The following is a 16,909-nucleotide window of genomic DNA, read 5'->3' on the forward strand; positions in this document are numbered from 1 at the left end:
CGCCCATGGCCACATCCGAGCTTGTTCTCGTCTCAGGCAAGGGAGGCACGGGCAAGTCTGCGCTCACGGCGGCCCTTGCGATCGAACAGGCACGAAGGGGTCGTCGTGTCCTTGCCGTCGACCTCGGGTCAGGTCTCGGACTCGGCGCGCATCTCCGAGTGACTGCCCTCGACTACCGGCCGGTCCAGGTCCGGCCGGGCCTGTGGGCGATGACGATGGTGCGTGCCGCCGCCCTCGACGAATACCTCAAGACCCAGCTCAGGGTTCCCCACGGAGCTCCAACCGGCGCCGTGACGGCTGCGCTCAATGTGCTGGTCGACACGGCTCCGGGAGTTCGGGAGATCATCTCGATCGGCAAGCCGATCTTCGAGCTGTGGAAACACGAGTGGGACGCCGTCCTCGTCGACACGCCTTCCCTCGGACAGTTCCAGTCATATCTCAGGGCACCCGAGACCATCGCCGCGATCGTTCCGACGGGGAATGTCCAGCGCCAGGCGGCAGAGCTCGCCACCACACTCGCCGACCGCGACACGACGCGGGTGGTGCTCGTGACGACACCCGCGGAGCTTCCCGTGATAGAGACCATGGAAGCGATCGCGACGATCAGAAACGAGGGTCTCTGTCCCCCGCCGACGGTCGTCGTCAACCGCCTCGTGACGACGATGTCCATCAGTGACGATGCCATCGCCACGCTCCCGGAAGGTCCGTTTCGCGACGCCGCCATCCATCAACGCTCCGTCGAGCGCCTCCAGGAGCACTGGCTCGAGATGTTGGACTACCAGGCCACGCTCCCGTATCTGATGGGCGTCCTCACACCGGGAGAAGTAGCGCTGCGTCTTGCGGACTCCTTGGAGATGCTATGACCACCACGGTGATCGTCACCGGGGCCGGAGGGGTCGGGAAGACAACGCTGTCAGCAGCCCTCGGTGTGGCGTTCGCGCGGTCGGGCTCAACGACGCTCGTGATGACAATCGACCCTGCCCGCCGACTCGCTGATGCCCTCGGACTCGATGCCCTCGGAGACGATCCGCATCGGGTGGCGTCCGAACCGAACCTGTTTGCGGCGATGCTCGATGTGGCCGCGTCCTGGGAGGCGATCATTCACCGGTACGCCGAACCGGATGTCGTCGACCGTCTCCTCGTCAATCCCTACTTCAGGGCGATCGCCGACCGGTTCCCTGCGGCGCAGTCATACGCCGCGGGTGAGCGGATGGCCGAACACATCGAGTCGGGGCGTTTCGACGCGATCGTCGTCGACACGCCCCCATCGGCCGGGGGCATCGACTTCTTTCTCGCACCGGCGCGGACCGGACATCTGCTCTCGGGACGGCTCCTGCGGTGGCTGACCGGCACACGGGTTCCGGGGCGATCGGTGCTGTATCGATTCACCGCGCGCCCGATGCTCCGACTTGCCGATACGGTGCTCGGGGGACCGATGTTGTCCGAGGTTGCCGACTTCCTGCTGGACCTCGGCACGATGTACGACCGTCTGACGGTTCGTTCCAAGACCATCGAGCGACATCTGCGCAACGCCGAGACGCTCATTGCAACAACGGCGGATCCAACGCCGATCCACGAAACTCGACGATTCTTCGATGAGCTCGCTGACATCCGGATCGAGCCTGCCGCCATACTTTTCAACCAGATGCTGCCCGCCTCGTGGGTCGCGGCGGCGAAGCGGAACAAGCCACCGATCGTCGAGGATGCCGCGCTCGGGGAGGTCGCCGCCGCCAACCTGAAGCGATGGGCAGGCGAAGCACAGCGACAGGCAGACGCCGCCACCGAGCTCTCCGCGAGACACGGGCTGCCAGTCCACGAGGTGATGTGGAGGGTGCCACCACCGGCAACGCTCGACGATCTCGCTGCGTTGGTCTCCGACATCCCCCTGCCGTCGACCTGATCACATCACCGACTGCGGTCCGAACAGCTCACGCAGTTCGGCGAACAGGCCTGAGCGCGGGTCGACCGAATGCTCAGGGCTCACCCTGACGATCCGCTCACCCTTGTCCCCCGTCATGTGGATGTATACCGGTGCCGCACCGGGATGGTTGGAGAGCACGGTCTTGAGTTTCTCTGCGACCGTCGCCGACATGCGCGACGCAGACACCCGCACCCTCACACTCGTGTCACCACCGAGCTGTGGCTCGGTGACTCCCTGCACGATGAACTTGATCGAGTCCCCCGCGTGGTCGACCCTGCCGCGCAGGACGAGAACCGCATCCTCTGCGATCATCGGTCCGTACTCCTCCACGACATTGGGGAACGCAACCGCCTCGACGGTGCCGGTGAGGTCCTCGACGGTGAAGTACACCATCGGCTTCTGTGCGCGGGTGAATCGACGGTTGAGTCCGCTGATGACCCCGCCGATCGTCGCCTGGGAACGGTCTTCACGCTCCCATAGGTCGGGAATCGCGGTGTCGGTCATCGCTCGCATCGTCTTCTCAACACCCAACAGCGGATGGTCCGAGATATAGAGTCCGAGCATCTCCTTCTCGAACCCGAGCCGCACCTTCTTGTCCCACTCGTGGTGCGGAATCTCGGGACGAACCTCGGCCATATCCGCAGCATCGCCCCCGAACAGGCTGAACTGTCCAACCTCTTCGGCTCTGCGCCGCGCCATGGTGGCATCGACAATCTGGAGCGCAACCTCCAGCAGTCCTCTTCGTGAGCGGTGAAGGTTGTCGAACGCCCCCGCCTTGATCATTGACTCGATCGTCCTCTTGTTCAGGACCTGCACATCGACCCGGTCGATGAAATCGAAGAAAGACGCGAAGAGACCGTTGTTGTTGCGCTCGGCAACGATCAGGTCGGTGACGGCCTCACCGACATTGCGCACCGCTGAAAGGCCGAAGATGATTCGTCCCTCGTGCGCGAGGAAGTCCCGTTCTGACACATTGACGCCAGGGACATCGACATCGATGCCCATCATTCGGCATTCGTGGAGGTACGCGGCGGTGCGGTCCTTGTTCGATTTCGCGGAAGTCAACAGCGCAGCCATGTACTCAACCGGGTAGTGAACCTTGAGCCATGCGGTCTGGTAGGCAACCAGGGCGTACGCGGCCGAGTGACTCTTGTTGAACCCGTACCCGGCGAACTTCTCGATGAAGCCGAAGAGCTCCTTGCCGAGATCCTCGCCATAGCCCTTCGCAATACAACCGGCGACGAACTTCTCTTTTTGTTCGCGCATCACCGATGGGATCTTCTTGCCCATCGCCTTACGGAGGCTGTCGGCTTCGATCATCGAGAAACCCGCGATGTTCTGTGCCGCCTGCATCACCTGCTCCTGGTACACCATGATCCCGTAGGTGCCGGACAGGACGGGCTCGAGATCGTCGTGGAGATACCCGACAGCCGATTTCGCATTCTTCCGATCGGCGTATTCCAGGTGCATGCCCGCAAGCAGCGGTCCTGGCCGGTACAGGGCGTTGAGCGCGATGAGATGCTCGAATCGGTCCGGCCCGAGGTTTCGCATGAGCGCCCGCATCGGACCCCCCTCGAACTGGAAGACCCCCATCGAATCGCCTGCTCGGAACATCGCGTACACCTCGGTGTCGTCGAGCGGAACACCGTCGATGTCTGGTCGTTGTCCGGTGTTGCGCTCGATCAGTTCGAGTGCCCGCTCGATCGTTGCAAGGTTGCGAAGCCCGAGGAAGTCCATCTTCAGCAAGCCGAGCGCCTCAACGCCATACATCTCGTACTGGGTGACGATCTCGGCGTCCTCGCCTTTGCGCTGGATCGGAACGATGGTCGTCAACGGGTCCGGTGAGATCACGACAGCCGCCGCGTGGATCGAGTCCTGTCTCCGGAGCCCCTCGAGGCCCCGGGCCGTTTCGATGATCTCGCGCGCGCCGTCGAGGGAGTCGAGCAGTTCGCGAAGGCCCGCCGCGGCGTTGTAGTAGTCCCGATCGTTCTCAGAGGCTCCGGGTTCGGGTTTGGTGAGGCACTGGTCGATCGTTGCGTCCTTGCCCAGGATCGGCGGCGGCATGGCCTTCGCAAGCTGGTCACCGGTGCTGTAGGGGAAGTTCAGCACCCTCGCAGCATCCCGGATCGCCTGCTTCCCCTTGATGGTGGAAAAGGTGATGATCTGGGCGACATGATCCGAGCCATATTTCTGGGCCGTGTAGCGGATCATCTCTGACCGGTAGCGCTCATCGAAATCCATGTCGATATCCGGCATCTCGCGTCGGCCGGGATTGAGGAAGCGTTCGAAGATGAGGCCGTACTCGATCGGATCGAGGTCGGTGATCCTGAGACAGTACGCAACAATCGACCCCGCGGCGCTGCCCCTTCCTGGGCCTGTCCTGATGCCCTGTGACGCTGCGTACGCGATCAGGTCCCACACGATGAGGAAGTACGACGAGAACCCCATCTCGGAGATCACCCGAAGCTCGTATTCGATCCTTTCGGCGTGGACGGCGCCGAGAGATCCGTAGCGCTCGGCGGCACCTGCCATCACCAACTCACGGAGGTACGAGTCCTCGTCGTGGCCGTTCGGGACGGTGAACCGCGGAAGGAGAGTCCGGTCGAGTTCGAGATCAACCCGTGCGCGTTCGGCAATCAGGAGGGTGTTGTCGCACGCCCCGGGATACCGGTCCTCGGGAAACAGCGCCCGCATCTGCGCGGCGGACTTGACATAGAACTCCTGGGAATGGAAACGGAACCGATCCTCGTCGGACTTCAGCGATCCCGTCTGGATGCACAACAGAGCATCGTGCGCGTCGGCTTCGTGCGCATAGGTGTAGTGCGAGTCGTTGGCGGCGAGGAGCGGGATGTCCACCTTGGCCGCAATGGTCAGCAGGTCATCCATGATCTTGTGCTGGGCCGGTATCCCATGATCCTGCACCTCGATGAAGTAGTTGCCGGCACCGAGGATGTCCTTGTACATGGCTGCTGCGGCCACCGCGGCGTCGAAGTCCCGTTCCTGTCCGCGCTGATCCTCGTCGGTCCTCTCGTCGACACCGAGCAGTTGCGGGACATGGCCACCGAGGCACCCGGTTGTCCCGATCAGGCCCTCGGCGTGCTCGGCCAGCAGCTCCTTGTCGATCCTCGGCTTGTAGTAGTACCCGTCCAGGTAGGCCTTCGACGCGAGCTGCATCAGGTTGCGATACCCGGTGTCGTTCTCGGCGAGAAGCGTCATGTGGTACTTCTTGTCATCGCGTCGCGCGAGACGGTCGAACCGTGAACCGGGCGTGAGGTACGCCTCGATGCCGACGATGGGGTTGACGCCAACGGCTCGTGCAGCCTTGACAAAGTCGATCACACCGTACATCACGCCATGGTCGGTGATCGCGACGGCTGGCTGGCGGTCGGCAGCAACGGCCGAGACGAGATCCGAGACCCGAGCTGCACCGTCGAGCATCGAGAACTCGGTGTGCACATGGAGATGCGCGAAGCTGTCAGTCACTCGAGTCCCTTATCCGAATCACATGCATGTAAGCAGCCCTTGCGGACATCTGCAGGAATGACCCAGCTGCGTTGTTCGCCACGCTGCGAACCCGAAGACACCTGCCAAACCTAAGGTAGTGGCGCGTCGGCGATCACCGGTGATCCTGCCTTCGGACGGCACCGACGGACTGCACACAAGGAGCGCTCATGGGTGTCGTTGGCATTCTCACAGGAGGGGGCGACTGCCCCGGCCTCAACGCCGTGATCCGCGCCGCGGTGTGCCGTGCGGGCGAGCACGATCTCGAAGTCGTCGGCATCAGGGATGGATGGGACGGCCTCATGCAGGACCGCGTCGTCCCTCTCGACCGCGACGCCGTGCGAGGGATCTTGGGCCGCGGAGGAACCATTCTCGGCACCTCGCGGAAGGACCCCTATGTCCACGGCGAGGGTCTCGCGAGCTGTCAGGAGGCCATCGACAGCAACGGCATCGAGCAGCTGATCGTGGTCGGTGGCGACGGAACCCTTCGGTCCGCGAAGCGCCTCGCCGATGAGGGGCTTGCCATCATCGGGGTGCCAAAGACGATCGATAACGACATCGCTGGGACCGATGTCACCTTCGGCTTTGCGACTGCGGTGCAAGTCGCCACTGACGCCATCGACCGACTCGTGACGACGGCGGAAGCTCACAACCGCGTGATCGTCGTCGAGGTCATGGGGAGAACCAAGGGCTGGATCGCGACACACGCGGGCATCGCAGGTGGCGCCGACTATGTGCTGATTCCCGAATTCGAATACGACATCGACACGGTCGTTTCCTCGCTCCGAGCACGCCACCGCGGCGGGCACCGCTACTCGATCGTGGTCGTTGGTGAGGGGGTGTCCCCGCCGGATGGCTACGGCGACAGCCAAACTCGACGCGATGTCTTCGGATTTGAACGGCTCGGCGGAGTTGCCTATTCGGTGGCAGCGGCCATCGAGGACCGCACGAGCTTCGAGACGCGAGTATCGGTTCTCGGACACATGCAGCGGGGTGGTACGCCGGTTGCCTCCGATCGGGTGCTCGCCACCCGCCTGGGTGTTGCGGCCGCCGACTGTGCGGCCGAAGATCTCACCGATGTCATGGTTGCGGTACGCGGTGAAGAGATCGTGCCGGTTCCCCTCGAGGTCGCCTGCCGGGACATCAGAGGTGTCCCCGAGCAGCTGTATCGCACCGCCAAGACCTTCTTCGGGTGATCGTCAGGGCTCGATGGCGACGCGTCATGGCGCTGTCGTGGACTCCCGTGGTGTTCCAACGAGCTCGACGAACGCCTCCTCCAACGCGACGGTGATGAGCTGCGGGTCGGCAATCAGGTCGCGGTCGGTGTTGAGCCCGATGTAGACCCGTCCCATGAGTGAGAACATCGCAATGCCGACTCCGTGGCTCTCCCACAGCGGAACCAACGGGTAGGTCGCGAGCATTGGGGAGCCCGCCATGAAGAGAGGAAACTGTGGCCCCGGCACATTCGTGACGGTCATGTTGAAGGGCCTCGCGCGGGATGCGAGCCGGGCCGCAAGCGACACCACAGCCGCGGGAGCCCCTGTCGAGATCGACACCAGCGTCGAAGCTCCGAGCGCCTGATCGGTCTCCTTCAGTTCCTTCGTCGCGTCGTGGATGGCGGCGATTCGTCGTGCCGGATCGGCCTCGCCGATCGGCAACGCCATGAGCCACATCGCGACCCGATTGCCCATCGTGCCGCGTTCGTCCCTCGTCCGAACCGAGACCGGCGCCATGATGCGGAACTCGGTGGCCACGAGCTCGTCGTGGGTCATGCCCGCAACCGACATCAGATACGACCTGATGCCTCCCGCAACGATTGCGAGCATGACATCGTTCACGGTGGCACCGTGCTCGGACTTGACCCGCCTGATCGCATCGAGGGGCAGATCGAGCCATTCGAAGGATCGGCCCGGCCCGATCGGCCCGTTGAGTGGCGTGCGATCCGTGGGAGTGAGCCAACCCGACGACAGCGACGCCATCGCGGCGCGGAGGCGATGCCGCAGGGAGGCTGCTCCTTCGCCGATGCTTCTTCCGATGTGGGCGAGGTCTGCAAGCCCGGCAACCACGGTGGAGATAGAACGGGCGAGTTCCCGCACGGCGAGTTCTGTCCCGTTCGGCACCGGCCTGGGAGTCCATGGCGAAGGCGGTTCGAGTTCGACGGACTCGGAGAAATCGAGTATTACCGCCATCAGATCGATGCCTGATATCCCATCGATCATGCAGTGGTGGATCTTCGTGATGATCGCGAATCCCCCGTTGGCGAGGCCTTCGACGATGTTGAGCTCCCACAGGGGCTTTGAACGATCGAGTTGTTGGGACATCAACCGGCCCACAAGCCCCTTGAGCTGGTCGTCGCTGCCGGGGTGGGGAAGCGCGATGTGCCGCACATGGAAGTCGAGATGGAAGTGCTCATCATCGACCCAGACCGGGTGGGCTTCTATGGGGATCGTGGCAAGCCGCTGGCGATACCGGGGAATCAAATGCAGCCGCGACTCGATGAGTCGCCGTATGGCGTCGATGTCGACTCCGTTGTCCCCGGTCGACGGTCCGGGCCCGAACAGCGCGACGGCTCCGACATGCATGTGGGTTGTTCGTGATTCGAGCGCAAGGAACGAGGCATCGAGATTGGAGAGTCGTTCATAGTGCACGCTCACAAGGGGGCTCCGTCGAGATCGGCCACGGATCCGGCGGCAGGTTCGCCGAGGACGGCAAGGCTATCGCACAAGTCGGTCGGGAGTTGCGAGGTAATGCTGATGGGCTTTCCGGAACGAGGATGGTCGAACATCAGTTGCCTTGCATGCAACCACGGACGGCCGGGATCTCCCGCCACACCGACGCGCCCGTAGGCTCCATCACCGACGATCGGGTGGTCGATCGACCGCATGTGGACGCGTATCTGATGGGTTCGCCCCGTCTCGAGCTCCACGGACAGAAGCGTCGTGTCAGGGCTGGACCACCATGCGAGCTTCCGATAGTGGGACACGCTTGGACGACCGTCCCTCGTGACGCGCATCCTGGTTCGATGGACCGAATCCCTCCCGATCGGGGCATCGATCGTTCCCGTCAGGTTCGTGAAACTGCCGAGCACGAGGGTCAGATATCGGCGATGGATACGCCGCTGGCGCATCATGGAGATGAGCCCCTCGTAGGCCTCGGTTGTCCGTGCAACGACGAGGAGTCCCGATGTGTCACGGTCGAGCCGGTGGACAATTCCCCACCGGTCCTGCTGACCCACGCCGACGATCTCAGGGAATCTCGCGATCAACCCGTTGACGAGCGTACCGTGGTTGGTTCCCGGGCCGGGATGAACCACCACACCAACCGGCTTGTCGACCACCAACAGCCAGTCGTCCTCGTGGAGAACATCGAACGGGACCTCTGGATCCGGAGCCGGCGCCGTCATCTCAGAGGGAGCTTCGACCCACAGGTCGGTACCGCTCGGGAAGCGATCAGAAGGCTTGACCTTTCCCTCGACGGTGGTGACCCCTCCCCCGTCGATGATCCTGCGCACATCGGCCCGCGACCGTTCCACGAGCACGGCAACAACCTTGTCGACGCGCTCTCCGCCCATGTCGGAGGGCACGGTGATGTGGACCGTGTTCACTGCCTCGGCATGAACGACACGAGGAGCAGGAGCCCCACCCCGATGGTGATCGCCATGTCAGCCACATTGAAGGTTGCGAAGAACGAGAAGTCGATGAAGTCGATCACGGCACCATCGAAGAATCCTGCGCCCCTGACGATCCGGTCGATGAGGTTCCCGACCGACCCGCCCAGCACCATGCCAAGTGCAACGGCCTCCCAGCGCCGAGAGGCGTCCCTGAGTACGACGAGAATCGCGATCACGACACCCGCCGCCACGATCGCAAGGATTGGGCCCCCACCGGAAAACATGGAAAACGCAGCACCGGTGTTGCGGGTCAGCCGCAGCTGCAGAAAGCCGTCGATGAGGGCGATAGGACCGTCGGAGAGGGCCGAAATGGCGAGAGCCTTTGTGACCTGATCGATCACAACAACCAGCCCGGCCACCACGACGGCGACACGCACGGCGCTCAGCCTCGGCTGGCGGCCTCCACGGTTGTCGTCGCGTGCGGCAGTGCTTCGAGTCGCGCGACCGGTATCGGCTTCCCGGTTATCTCGCATGTTCCGTACAGGCCTTTCTCCATTCGGTCCTGGGCGTGACGCACCTGGATGAGGAGATCCCTCGCGTTCTGCACCATGGTCAAATCCATCTCGATCTCGACGGCGATCGCCCCGCCGTCGACATTGTCGGGATCGGCGCTGCGGTCAGCTGATCCCTCCGACAGGCGCGCTTGTTCTCTCGCCTGGTCGTGTTCGGCAATGATCCGTTCGAGGCGTTCTCGCTCCTCGGCGAGTTTTCGCCTGAGCTTCTTGAGCGTCGATGGTGCAAGTTGTCTGGCCACGCAACCTCCCCGGGGCCAAGAAGGTAGCACGACGCACGACATGACGGTTCACCGTTCGGGTTCGCACCCCGCCGGTACCGTCGATAGGGTGACGAAGTGGCAGGTGCCGGTGCAGTTCGCGAGGTTCGAGGCAGGGTTGCCGTGCGGGTGTTGGTCGTCCCGAACGCCACACGAAGCGAGATCGTGGGCCCCCACGGCGATCGGATCAAGATTCGCGTTGCCGTGCCGCCCGAACGCGGCAAGGCAAACGCTGAAGTGTGCAGGCTTCTCATCGACACCACCGGGGCGGTAGCTGCCGAGGTGACGAATGGGCTGACGAGCCGGACGAAGACGATCGCCCTCGGGGGCATCTCGTCCGAAGCGGTTCGTCGCGCACTCGCGCGACCCGTGCCGTTGTCCGACGGAACGATGTGAATCACACCGTCGGTATGCTCAAGGTGCTGTGACGAGGCCCCTCGATGGGACATCCCCTCCGAGCTGCGGGAAGAACGCAGGACGCTGCAACTAGAACCCGCCGGTTCGCCCTCGTATGGGCCAATGAAGTGGCCGGTGAACGCCGGCAAGCCGGGTGGTACCGCGGTCCCCCCGTCCCGGCACCGTGAGGTGAAGAGACGAGGACAAGACTGTGGCAACCGAATCATCGTTCGTCGGCGTACCGGCCGCAGACTTCCCACAACTCGACGCGAGAGTCCTCGCGTTCTGGGAATCCATCGATGCTTTCGGCACCTCGGTCTCCAAGCGGCGGGACGCCCCTGAATACACCTTCTACGACGGACCGCCGTTCGCCACCGGCTCACCGCACTATGGCCACATCCTCCAAGGTGTCGTCAAAGACATCGTCCCCCGCTACTGGACCATGCGCGGCTATCAGGTCGAGCGCAGGTTTGGTTGGGACACCCACGGTCTCCCCGTCGAGATGGAGGTCGAACAGCAACTCGGTGTGTCGGGACCAAAAGAGATCGCCGATCTCGGCATCTCGGTCTTCAACGAAGCGTGCCGAACGATGGTCGACACGACAACCGAAGAGTGGTACGACATCACGGCGAGAATCGGAAGGTGGGTCGATTTCGACAATGCGTACAAGACGATGGACTTCGAGTTCATGGAGAGCGTCTGGTGGGTGTTCGGGCAACTCTGGGAGAAGGACCTCGTCTACCGGGACTTCAAGGTGCTTCCCTATTCGTATGGCGCTGCGACGCCGCTGTCGAACTTCGAGGCGAACCTCGACTATCGGGATGTGGACGATCCGGCAATCACGGTCGGGCTTCGTGCGATCGAGAGCCGGGGACCGGTGTCCGAAGGCGACAGGCTGCTGATCTGGACGACGACGCCATGGACCCTTCCCGGGCACCTCGCGGTGGCCGTCGGTGCTGAGCATCGGTATGCCCGCGTCGCCGATCCCGACCACGATGGGATCTTCTGGGTGGGCGAGGACCGAATCGAAGCCGTTTTCGGTGGCGACGCCCAGGTGCTCACCACCGTGGCCGGTGCCGAGCTCGCTGGCGTCGCGTACGAACCACCCTTCGACTACTTCGCTGGCGAACGCGCCAACGGTGCGTTTGTGGTGATCACGGCCCCCGAGATCTCGGTCGATGAGGGAACCGGGCTGGTGCACATGGCGCCCGCATACGGAGAAGCCGACTTTGACGCCCTCAGCGGCGCAGGGATCGATGTGATCGTCGATCCGGTCGATGCCGAAGCGCGGTTCACACACGAGGTGCCCGAAGTGGAGGGCCTCAATGTCAAGGATGCCGACGAGCACTTGATGGGCTTGCTCGAAGCGTCCGGGAAGCTGTTCGACCGCACGACCATCAACCACTCGTACCCGTTCTGCTGGCGGACAGGCACCCCGCTCATCTACAAGGCGATTCCCACATGGTTCGTGGCGGTGGAGCGATTCCGGGACGACATGGTCCGCGTCAACGGCGATATTCGGTGGGTTCCCGAGGCGATTGGTGCGAACCGTTTCGGCAACTGGCTCGAGGGAGCGAGGGACTGGGCGATCAGCCGCAACCGATACTGGGGATCGTGCATCCCCGTGTGGGAGTGTGACACATGTGGCGAGCAGGTCTGCGTCGCGTCGCGCGACGAACTTCGGGAACTCTCCGGCACCTTCGTCGAGGACCTCCACAAGCACATCGTCGACGAGGTCACCTGGTCCTGCGCCTGTGGCGGCATCATGCGCCGCGTTCCCGAGGTGCTCGACTGCTGGTTCGAGAGCGGCTCGATGCCATACGCCCAGATCCACTATCCGTTCGAGAATGTCGAACGGTTCGAGGAGCGGTTCCCGGCCGATTTCATCGCCGAGGGGCTCGATCAGACCCGCGGCTGGTTCTATACGCTCCTTGTGCTTGCTACCGCGATTCGCAACGAGGCTCCGTTCCAGAACTGTGTCGTGACGGGCATGATCCTCGCCGAGGACGGACGCAAGATGTCCAAGTCGCTTCGGAACTACCCCGACCCGTCCCATGTCCTCGATGCCTTCGGAGCCGATGCCCTCAGGGCTTACCTCATCAACTCTCCTGTGGTGCGTGGGGAACCGCTCCGGTTCTCGGAGACAGGCGTGAGAGAGGTCGTGCGGACCGTGCTGCTCCCCCTGTGGAACGCCTACTCCTTCTTCGTCACCTACGCCACCGCCGACGGCATCACGGGGGCGGACCTACGGGCGGCGCCACCGCTCGAGGAGCGCCCGGAGATCGATCGGTGGATCGTCTCGGTGCTTCAGAGCCTCATCGCGGCCGTCAACCACGAGATGGAGGCGTACCGGCTGTTCTCGGTCATTCCCCCGATTATCGGATTCGTCGAGCACCTTACGAACTGGTACATCCGCAGGTCGCGGCGTCGGTTCTGGGCGCACCGGGGTGGTGACGACGATGCCGACAAACTCGCCGCCTTCGCCACCTTGTACGAGACCCTGACGACATTCGCTGCGGTCGCGGCCCCGGTACTGCCGTTCGTGACCGAGGAGCTGTATCGGGGCCTTGTGCGGCCGGTCGATGCGGACGCCCCGAAGAGCATCCATCATCTCGACTATCCCGAAGCTGACCCCGGAGCCATCGACGACGAGCTCGAGGCATCGATGCGGACCGTCCGTTCCGTTGTCAACCTCGGCCGCGGCCTGCGCAAGCGTGAGAGCATCCGCGTCCGTCAGCCCTTGTCGTCGATCACGGTCGTCACCCGCGATGCAGCCGAACAGAAGGCCGTACGCGACCACGAGGACTTGATCGCCGACGAGCTCAATGTCCGGTCTGTTCGGGTCCACACCGACGAGGCGGGCCTTGTCGACCTGAGGGCGAAGGCCGATTTCGCGGTGATCGGCCCACGATACGGAGCCGACACGAGGCGGGTGGCTTCCGCCATCGCGTCGCTCGACCATGCGACCATCTCGCGAATCGCTGACGGTGAAACCGAGACGATTGATGGGTTCGACATCACAGGGACCGACCTGATCGTCGAACGGGTACCGCGAGAGGGCACCGTGGTTGCGAGCGAAGGTTCGTTGTCGGTCGCCGTCGATGTTCTCGTCACCGACGAGCTCCGAATCGAGGGAACCGCTCGGGAGTTGATCAACCGCATCCAGAGCATGCGCCGCGACGAGGACCTCGAAGTCACGGACCGCATCGTCGTGACCTATTCGACATCGAGCTCCACGATCGCCGAGGCCTTCGAGGAGCATCGGAACCTGATCGCTACCGAGGTGCTCGCCGAAGAGATCGAGCGCATCGAGAACGAGGCCGGAGTCGAGCGCTCCGTCGACGGCGAAGCGATCCGCCTCTCGATCCGGGTCAGATGAACGCGTCGACGATCACCGGCACGAAGCGGATCACGAGCAGCAGAACGATCGGTGACAGGTCGAGCGCTGCACCGCCCACCCGAACCGGAGGGACAACGGCGCGGATGGGTCGCAGGAGCGGATCGATGAATCCGTTGAAGAACTCGTACAGGCGCCGGATGGGGTGATCCCACGCAACCCTTCCGAAGACCACGACATACGACAGGATGATCCACACGATGAGGGCAAGCGTGAGGACATTGGCAATCCAATAGAGGAAGGCCACTAACGATCGTCGCCGAACAGACCGAGCCGGGCGAGTCGCTCCTGTTCGGCCACTCCGAGCACCACGCCCGTTGGCGTCACGAGGATCACACCCTGGGCCGTCTTCGACATCTTTCCGTCGAGGGCATAGGTGAGTCCGGAGGCGAAGTCCACGATTCGACGAACCATATCGGGTTCCGTCGATCGCAGGTCGAGGATGACGGCACGACCGGCACGGATCGCGTCGGCGAGGCTCTGGGCATCCGAGAAGTTCCGCGCAACGATGATCTGGGATTCGGGATCGAGGTGCCGAGGTGTTGTCTCCATGGGGGTCCCGCCTGCGGTTGGATGGATGTACACACCGGCCTCGGCATGCCGCGGGTCCGTTGATACCGATCTGCGCGTTGCTGACGGCGGTTCCACGCGACGACCTGCGAGGGCACCGGGAGGGCGCACCCCGGCGGTCACCGAAGCGGTCTGCCCTCTCGCGTCGGCGGGCCGGTAGGCGGCATCCTTGGCAGGCGGCGGATCGATCGGGCGAATGTCCCCGACCCCCTGATCACCAAAGCCGGTGTCCTGCTCCTCTTCATCGACGAGGCCGAGGTAGAAAAGCGTCTTGTTCCAAAGCGTCGCCATCGGTGCCTACCTGTTCGTCTCGGAGCTGCGTTCGTTGCCAAAGATAGCCGTTCCGACGCGCACCGTCGTGGCACCTTCTTCGATGGCGACCTCGAAGTCGTGTGACATTCCCATCGAGAGCGTGTCAATACGATCATCGACCTCGCGGTATCTGTCGAAGATGTCCTTGAGGGCGGCAAACCAGCCGCGGGCGTCGTTCGGGTTGGCCACCATCGGGGGGATCGCCATGACACCACGAACGGCGATATGGGCTTCGGTCACGAGGCCGAGGATTCGATCGGCAGCGGCAGGATCGAACCCCCCCTTCTGCGGCTCGGACGCCATGTTGAATTGCAGGAGGACCGGCGTGTCCGAATGCTGCCACCGGTGAATGAGGTCGACGCGATCAAACGAGTGGAGCAGGGCGACATGCTCTGCGACATAGCGTACCTTACGCCCCTGGAGGGGTCCGATGAAGTGCCAGATGATGTCGGTCGGAAGGCCGGTCTCGATTCGGTCCCGAAGGCCCTGCTGACGGTTCTCGCCGAAGTCTCGCTGCCCCTTTCGATAGGCGGCAAGGACCGCATCGTTCGAACGGCCCTTCGACACCGCCACGAGGGTGATGTCTCCCTCGCTTCGGCCGCTGCGTCGCGCCGCAGAGGCGATTCGGCTCCGTACCGTCGTCAGTCCATCGGGATCCATGTCACGGTCACCTGTCTCGCTGATGTTTGGTCGCGGCGGTGTGATGCAAACCGTTCATCGTCCCGGGTGCATCCCCCGACCTCGGTGATGTCGACGCCGTCGAGTCGCGCGCGTACCGCTTCTGCGAGGTGCACGCTGTCGGTGCCCCATCTCGTTGTGGCACGGTGGCCACCGATTGCATCGATCACCTCAGGACCGACCTCGTAGCAGCATGGCCCGATATGCGGACCGATGACGGCACGCGAAGGGGGATCCCCGGCCTCATGCATGGTCTCGCCGGCGATCTCGATGATCCCGGCAGCGATTCCTCGCCAGCCCGCATGGACGATCGCTCGTGTCTCACCCCCGACGAGAACCAACGGCACACAGTCAGCGGTTCCCGCAACGAGGGGGAGACAGCGAGTTGAGGTGACGAGCCCGTCGGTCGCTTCGACCTTCCCTGCGCTTCCCACCCTCACGACGCGGGCTCCATGGACCTGCTCCATGGTCGCCCAGCCCGAAGAGATGTCGAGTCGCTGTGCGATACGCCTCCGAGCATCCATGTCGGAGCGCCCGTCCCCGTCGAGCGCAGTGCCGAATGCCACCCCCGGGATCCCGGGAGAACGGATCATCCCTTGACGAAGCCGGGGATGTCCATCGTGTCTTCGCCGGTCGTCTCGGGATCCTGTGCCGGATCGTCGAACAATGCCGGTCGAGTCGACCGAGATGTTCCCACCTGCGTCGAGAAGCCGCCTTTGCGGTCGCGATCGAACCCCGCAGCGATTGCCGTGACGCGCATTTCGTCTCCGAGCGTCTCGTCGAGCACTGCTCCGAAAATGATGTTGGCGTCCGCGTCGGAATGCTCCGCGATCAGAGTCGCCGCGCGATTCACCTCGTGGAGTGACATGTCCCGTGGCCCGGCGATGGACAGCAGCACACCGCGCGCGCCCTCCATCGAGGTCTCGAGGAGTGGGCTCGAAATCGCCTTCTCGGCTGCCTTCGTGGCTCGGTCGTCGCCCGTGGAAGTACCGATGCCCATCACCGCGGACCCTGCATCGGACATGACCGTCTTGACATCGGCGAAGTCGACATTGATGAGGCCCGGCGTCGTGATCAGTTCCGTGATGCCTCGCACGCCCGAGGTGAGAACCTCGTCCGCCATCCGGAAAGCGTCGGTGACGGGTGTCGTTTCGTCCGCGATGTCGAGCAGACGCTGGTTGGGGATGATGATCAGGGTGTCGACCGCGGACTTGAGCGCCTGAATGCCCTGTTCGGCCTGGACGGATCGGCGCCTCCCCTCGAACCCGAACGGTCTCGTCACGACCCCCACCGTCAGCGCACCGAGGGAACGCGCAACCTCCGCGACGATCGGTGCCGCACCCGTTCCGGTGCCGCCGCCCTCACCGGCGGTGATGAAAACCATGTCGGATCCCTCGAGCGCCTCAACGATCTCATCGCGGTGATCCTCAGCGGCCTCTCGCCCGACCTCGGGGTTCGCCCCCGCGCCGAGTCCTCGCGTTGCGTCCCTTCCGATATCGAGCTTGAGGTCGGCATCGGACATCAGCAGTGCCTGTGCATCGGTGTTGATTGCGATGAACTCGACGCCGCCGACACCGAGGTCGATCATCCGGTTGACGGCGTTGACGCCACCACCGCCCACGCCGATGACCTTGATCACAGCCAAGTAGGTACTGGGACTCTTGTTCTCCATCACAACATCCCTCTCCGGAA

Annotated in this window: 15 protein-coding genes; 5 read left to right on the forward strand and 10 right to left on the reverse strand. The window is 63.7% G+C overall.

Annotated features, from left to right (window positions below; all coding sequences use genetic code 11):
* Window positions 1–5 precede the first annotated feature (5 nt).
* Both R2823_08495 and R2823_08500 read left to right on the forward strand, forming a co-directional pair.
* Entirely contained in the window at window positions 6–863 is an 858-nt protein-coding gene (locus R2823_08495) for an ArsA-related P-loop ATPase (protein MEZ5176226.1), read from the forward strand.
* Window positions 860–1,900 carry an ArsA-related P-loop ATPase gene (locus tag R2823_08500; protein MEZ5176227.1) on the forward strand — a complete coding sequence of 347 codons (1,041 nt, stop codon included), beginning with the start codon at window positions 860–862 and terminating at the stop codon, window positions 1,898–1,900. Before R2823_08495 ends, R2823_08500 begins: the two co-directional genes overlap by 4 nt.
* On the opposite strand, the gene dnaE is transcribed toward R2823_08500, so the two are convergent.
* Complete coding sequence (gene dnaE / locus R2823_08505) at window positions 1,901–5,404, reverse strand: DNA polymerase III subunit alpha (GenBank protein ID MEZ5176228.1); 3,504 nt, start codon at window positions 5,402–5,404, stop codon at window positions 1,901–1,903.
* Window positions 5,405–5,592: 188 nt separating this feature from the next.
* Here dnaE and R2823_08510 point away from each other — a divergent pair, with 188 nt between their 5' ends.
* Window positions 5,593–6,618: an ATP-dependent 6-phosphofructokinase gene (locus R2823_08510; GenBank protein MEZ5176229.1), complete on the forward strand. Its 1,026-nt coding sequence runs from the start codon at window positions 5,593–5,595 to the stop codon at window positions 6,616–6,618.
* A gap of 24 nt (window positions 6,619–6,642) precedes the next feature.
* Here the strand turns inward: R2823_08510 and R2823_08515 are convergent, their stop codons facing one another.
* Genes R2823_08515 through R2823_08530 form a run of 4 tightly spaced genes read right to left on the reverse strand, consistent with a single transcriptional unit; the run spans window position 6,643 to window position 9,846 of the window.
* Entirely contained in the window at window positions 6,643–8,076 is a 1,434-nt protein-coding gene (locus R2823_08515) for a wax ester/triacylglycerol synthase family O-acyltransferase (GenBank protein ID MEZ5176230.1), read from the reverse strand.
* Window positions 8,073–9,026 (reverse strand): RluA family pseudouridine synthase, encoded by a 954-nt coding sequence (locus R2823_08520; protein ID MEZ5176231.1) that lies wholly within the window; start codon window positions 9,024–9,026, stop codon window positions 8,073–8,075. Before R2823_08520 ends, R2823_08515 begins: the two co-directional genes overlap by 4 nt.
* On the reverse strand, window positions 9,023–9,469 hold the full coding sequence (gene lspA / locus R2823_08525; protein MEZ5176232.1) for a signal peptidase II: 447 nt from the start codon (window positions 9,467–9,469) through the stop codon (window positions 9,023–9,025). The genes R2823_08520 and lspA overlap by 4 nt, the downstream gene beginning before the upstream one ends.
* Window positions 9,470–9,474: 5 nt before the next feature.
* The gene (locus R2823_08530) at window positions 9,475–9,846 is read right to left on the reverse strand and encodes a TraR/DksA C4-type zinc finger protein (GenBank protein MEZ5176233.1); all 372 of its coding nucleotides are present in this window, start codon (window positions 9,844–9,846) and stop codon (window positions 9,475–9,477) included.
* Window positions 9,847–9,942: 96 nt separating this feature from the next.
* Between R2823_08530 and R2823_08535 the strand changes: the two genes are divergently transcribed.
* Both R2823_08535 and ileS read left to right on the forward strand, forming a co-directional pair.
* Complete coding sequence (locus R2823_08535) at window positions 9,943–10,260, forward strand: DUF167 family protein (GenBank protein ID MEZ5176234.1); 318 nt, start codon at window positions 9,943–9,945, stop codon at window positions 10,258–10,260.
* A gap of 211 nt (window positions 10,261–10,471) precedes the next feature.
* Window positions 10,472–13,639 carry an isoleucine--tRNA ligase gene (gene ileS, locus R2823_08540; protein MEZ5176235.1) on the forward strand — a complete coding sequence of 1,056 codons (3,168 nt, stop codon included), beginning with the start codon at window positions 10,472–10,474 and terminating at the stop codon, window positions 13,637–13,639.
* Here ileS and R2823_08545 read toward each other — a convergent pair.
* Genes R2823_08545 through ftsZ form a run of 5 tightly spaced genes read right to left on the reverse strand, consistent with a single transcriptional unit; the run spans window position 13,632 to window position 16,889 of the window.
* Window positions 13,632–13,904: a YggT family protein gene (locus R2823_08545; GenBank protein MEZ5176236.1), complete on the reverse strand. Its 273-nt coding sequence runs from the start codon at window positions 13,902–13,904 to the stop codon at window positions 13,632–13,634. The genes ileS and R2823_08545 overlap by 8 nt on opposite strands.
* Window positions 13,904–14,518 (reverse strand): cell division protein SepF, encoded by a 615-nt coding sequence (locus tag R2823_08550; protein MEZ5176237.1) that lies wholly within the window; start codon window positions 14,516–14,518, stop codon window positions 13,904–13,906. The genes R2823_08545 and R2823_08550 overlap by 1 nt, the downstream gene beginning before the upstream one ends.
* Before the next feature lie 6 nt (window positions 14,519–14,524).
* On the reverse strand, window positions 14,525–15,199 hold the full coding sequence (locus R2823_08555) for a YggS family pyridoxal phosphate-dependent enzyme (protein ID MEZ5176238.1): 675 nt from the start codon (window positions 15,197–15,199) through the stop codon (window positions 14,525–14,527).
* Window positions 15,181–15,783 (reverse strand): polyphenol oxidase family protein, encoded by a 603-nt coding sequence (locus tag R2823_08560; GenBank protein ID MEZ5176239.1) that lies wholly within the window; start codon window positions 15,781–15,783, stop codon window positions 15,181–15,183. Before R2823_08560 ends, R2823_08555 begins: the two co-directional genes overlap by 19 nt.
* Window positions 15,784–15,806: 23 nt before the next feature.
* Window positions 15,807–16,889, reverse strand: coding sequence for a cell division protein FtsZ (gene ftsZ, locus R2823_08565; GenBank protein MEZ5176240.1), 1,083 nt, complete (start codon window positions 16,887–16,889; stop codon window positions 15,807–15,809).
* Between the last annotated feature and the right edge of the window lie 20 nt (window positions 16,890–16,909).

It is taken from the genome of Acidimicrobiia bacterium (assembly GCA_041393965.1).
Taxonomy (GTDB): Bacteria; Actinomycetota; Acidimicrobiia; order Spongiisociales; family UBA5794; genus UBA5794.

Bases quoted from the DNA above. Each gene is read 5' to 3' on its own strand.
- ftsZ (MEZ5176240.1), bottom strand. From the start codon at position 16,889: ATGGAGAACAAGAGTCCCAGTACCTACTTGGCTGTGATCAAGGTCATC.
- R2823_08555 (MEZ5176238.1), bottom strand. From the start codon at position 15,199: ATGGATCCCGATGGACTGACGACGGTACGGAGCCGAATCGCCTCTGCG.
- R2823_08500 (MEZ5176227.1), top strand. From the start codon at position 860: ATGACCACCACGGTGATCGTCACCGGGGCCGGAGGGGTCGGGAAGACA.
- R2823_08495 (MEZ5176226.1), top strand. From the start codon at position 6: ATGGCCACATCCGAGCTTGTTCTCGTCTCAGGCAAGGGAGGCACGGGC.
- R2823_08510 (MEZ5176229.1), top strand. From the start codon at position 5,593: ATGGGTGTCGTTGGCATTCTCACAGGAGGGGGCGACTGCCCCGGCCTC.
- R2823_08550 (MEZ5176237.1), bottom strand. From the start codon at position 14,518: ATGGCGACGCTTTGGAACAAGACGCTTTTCTACCTCGGCCTCGTCGAT.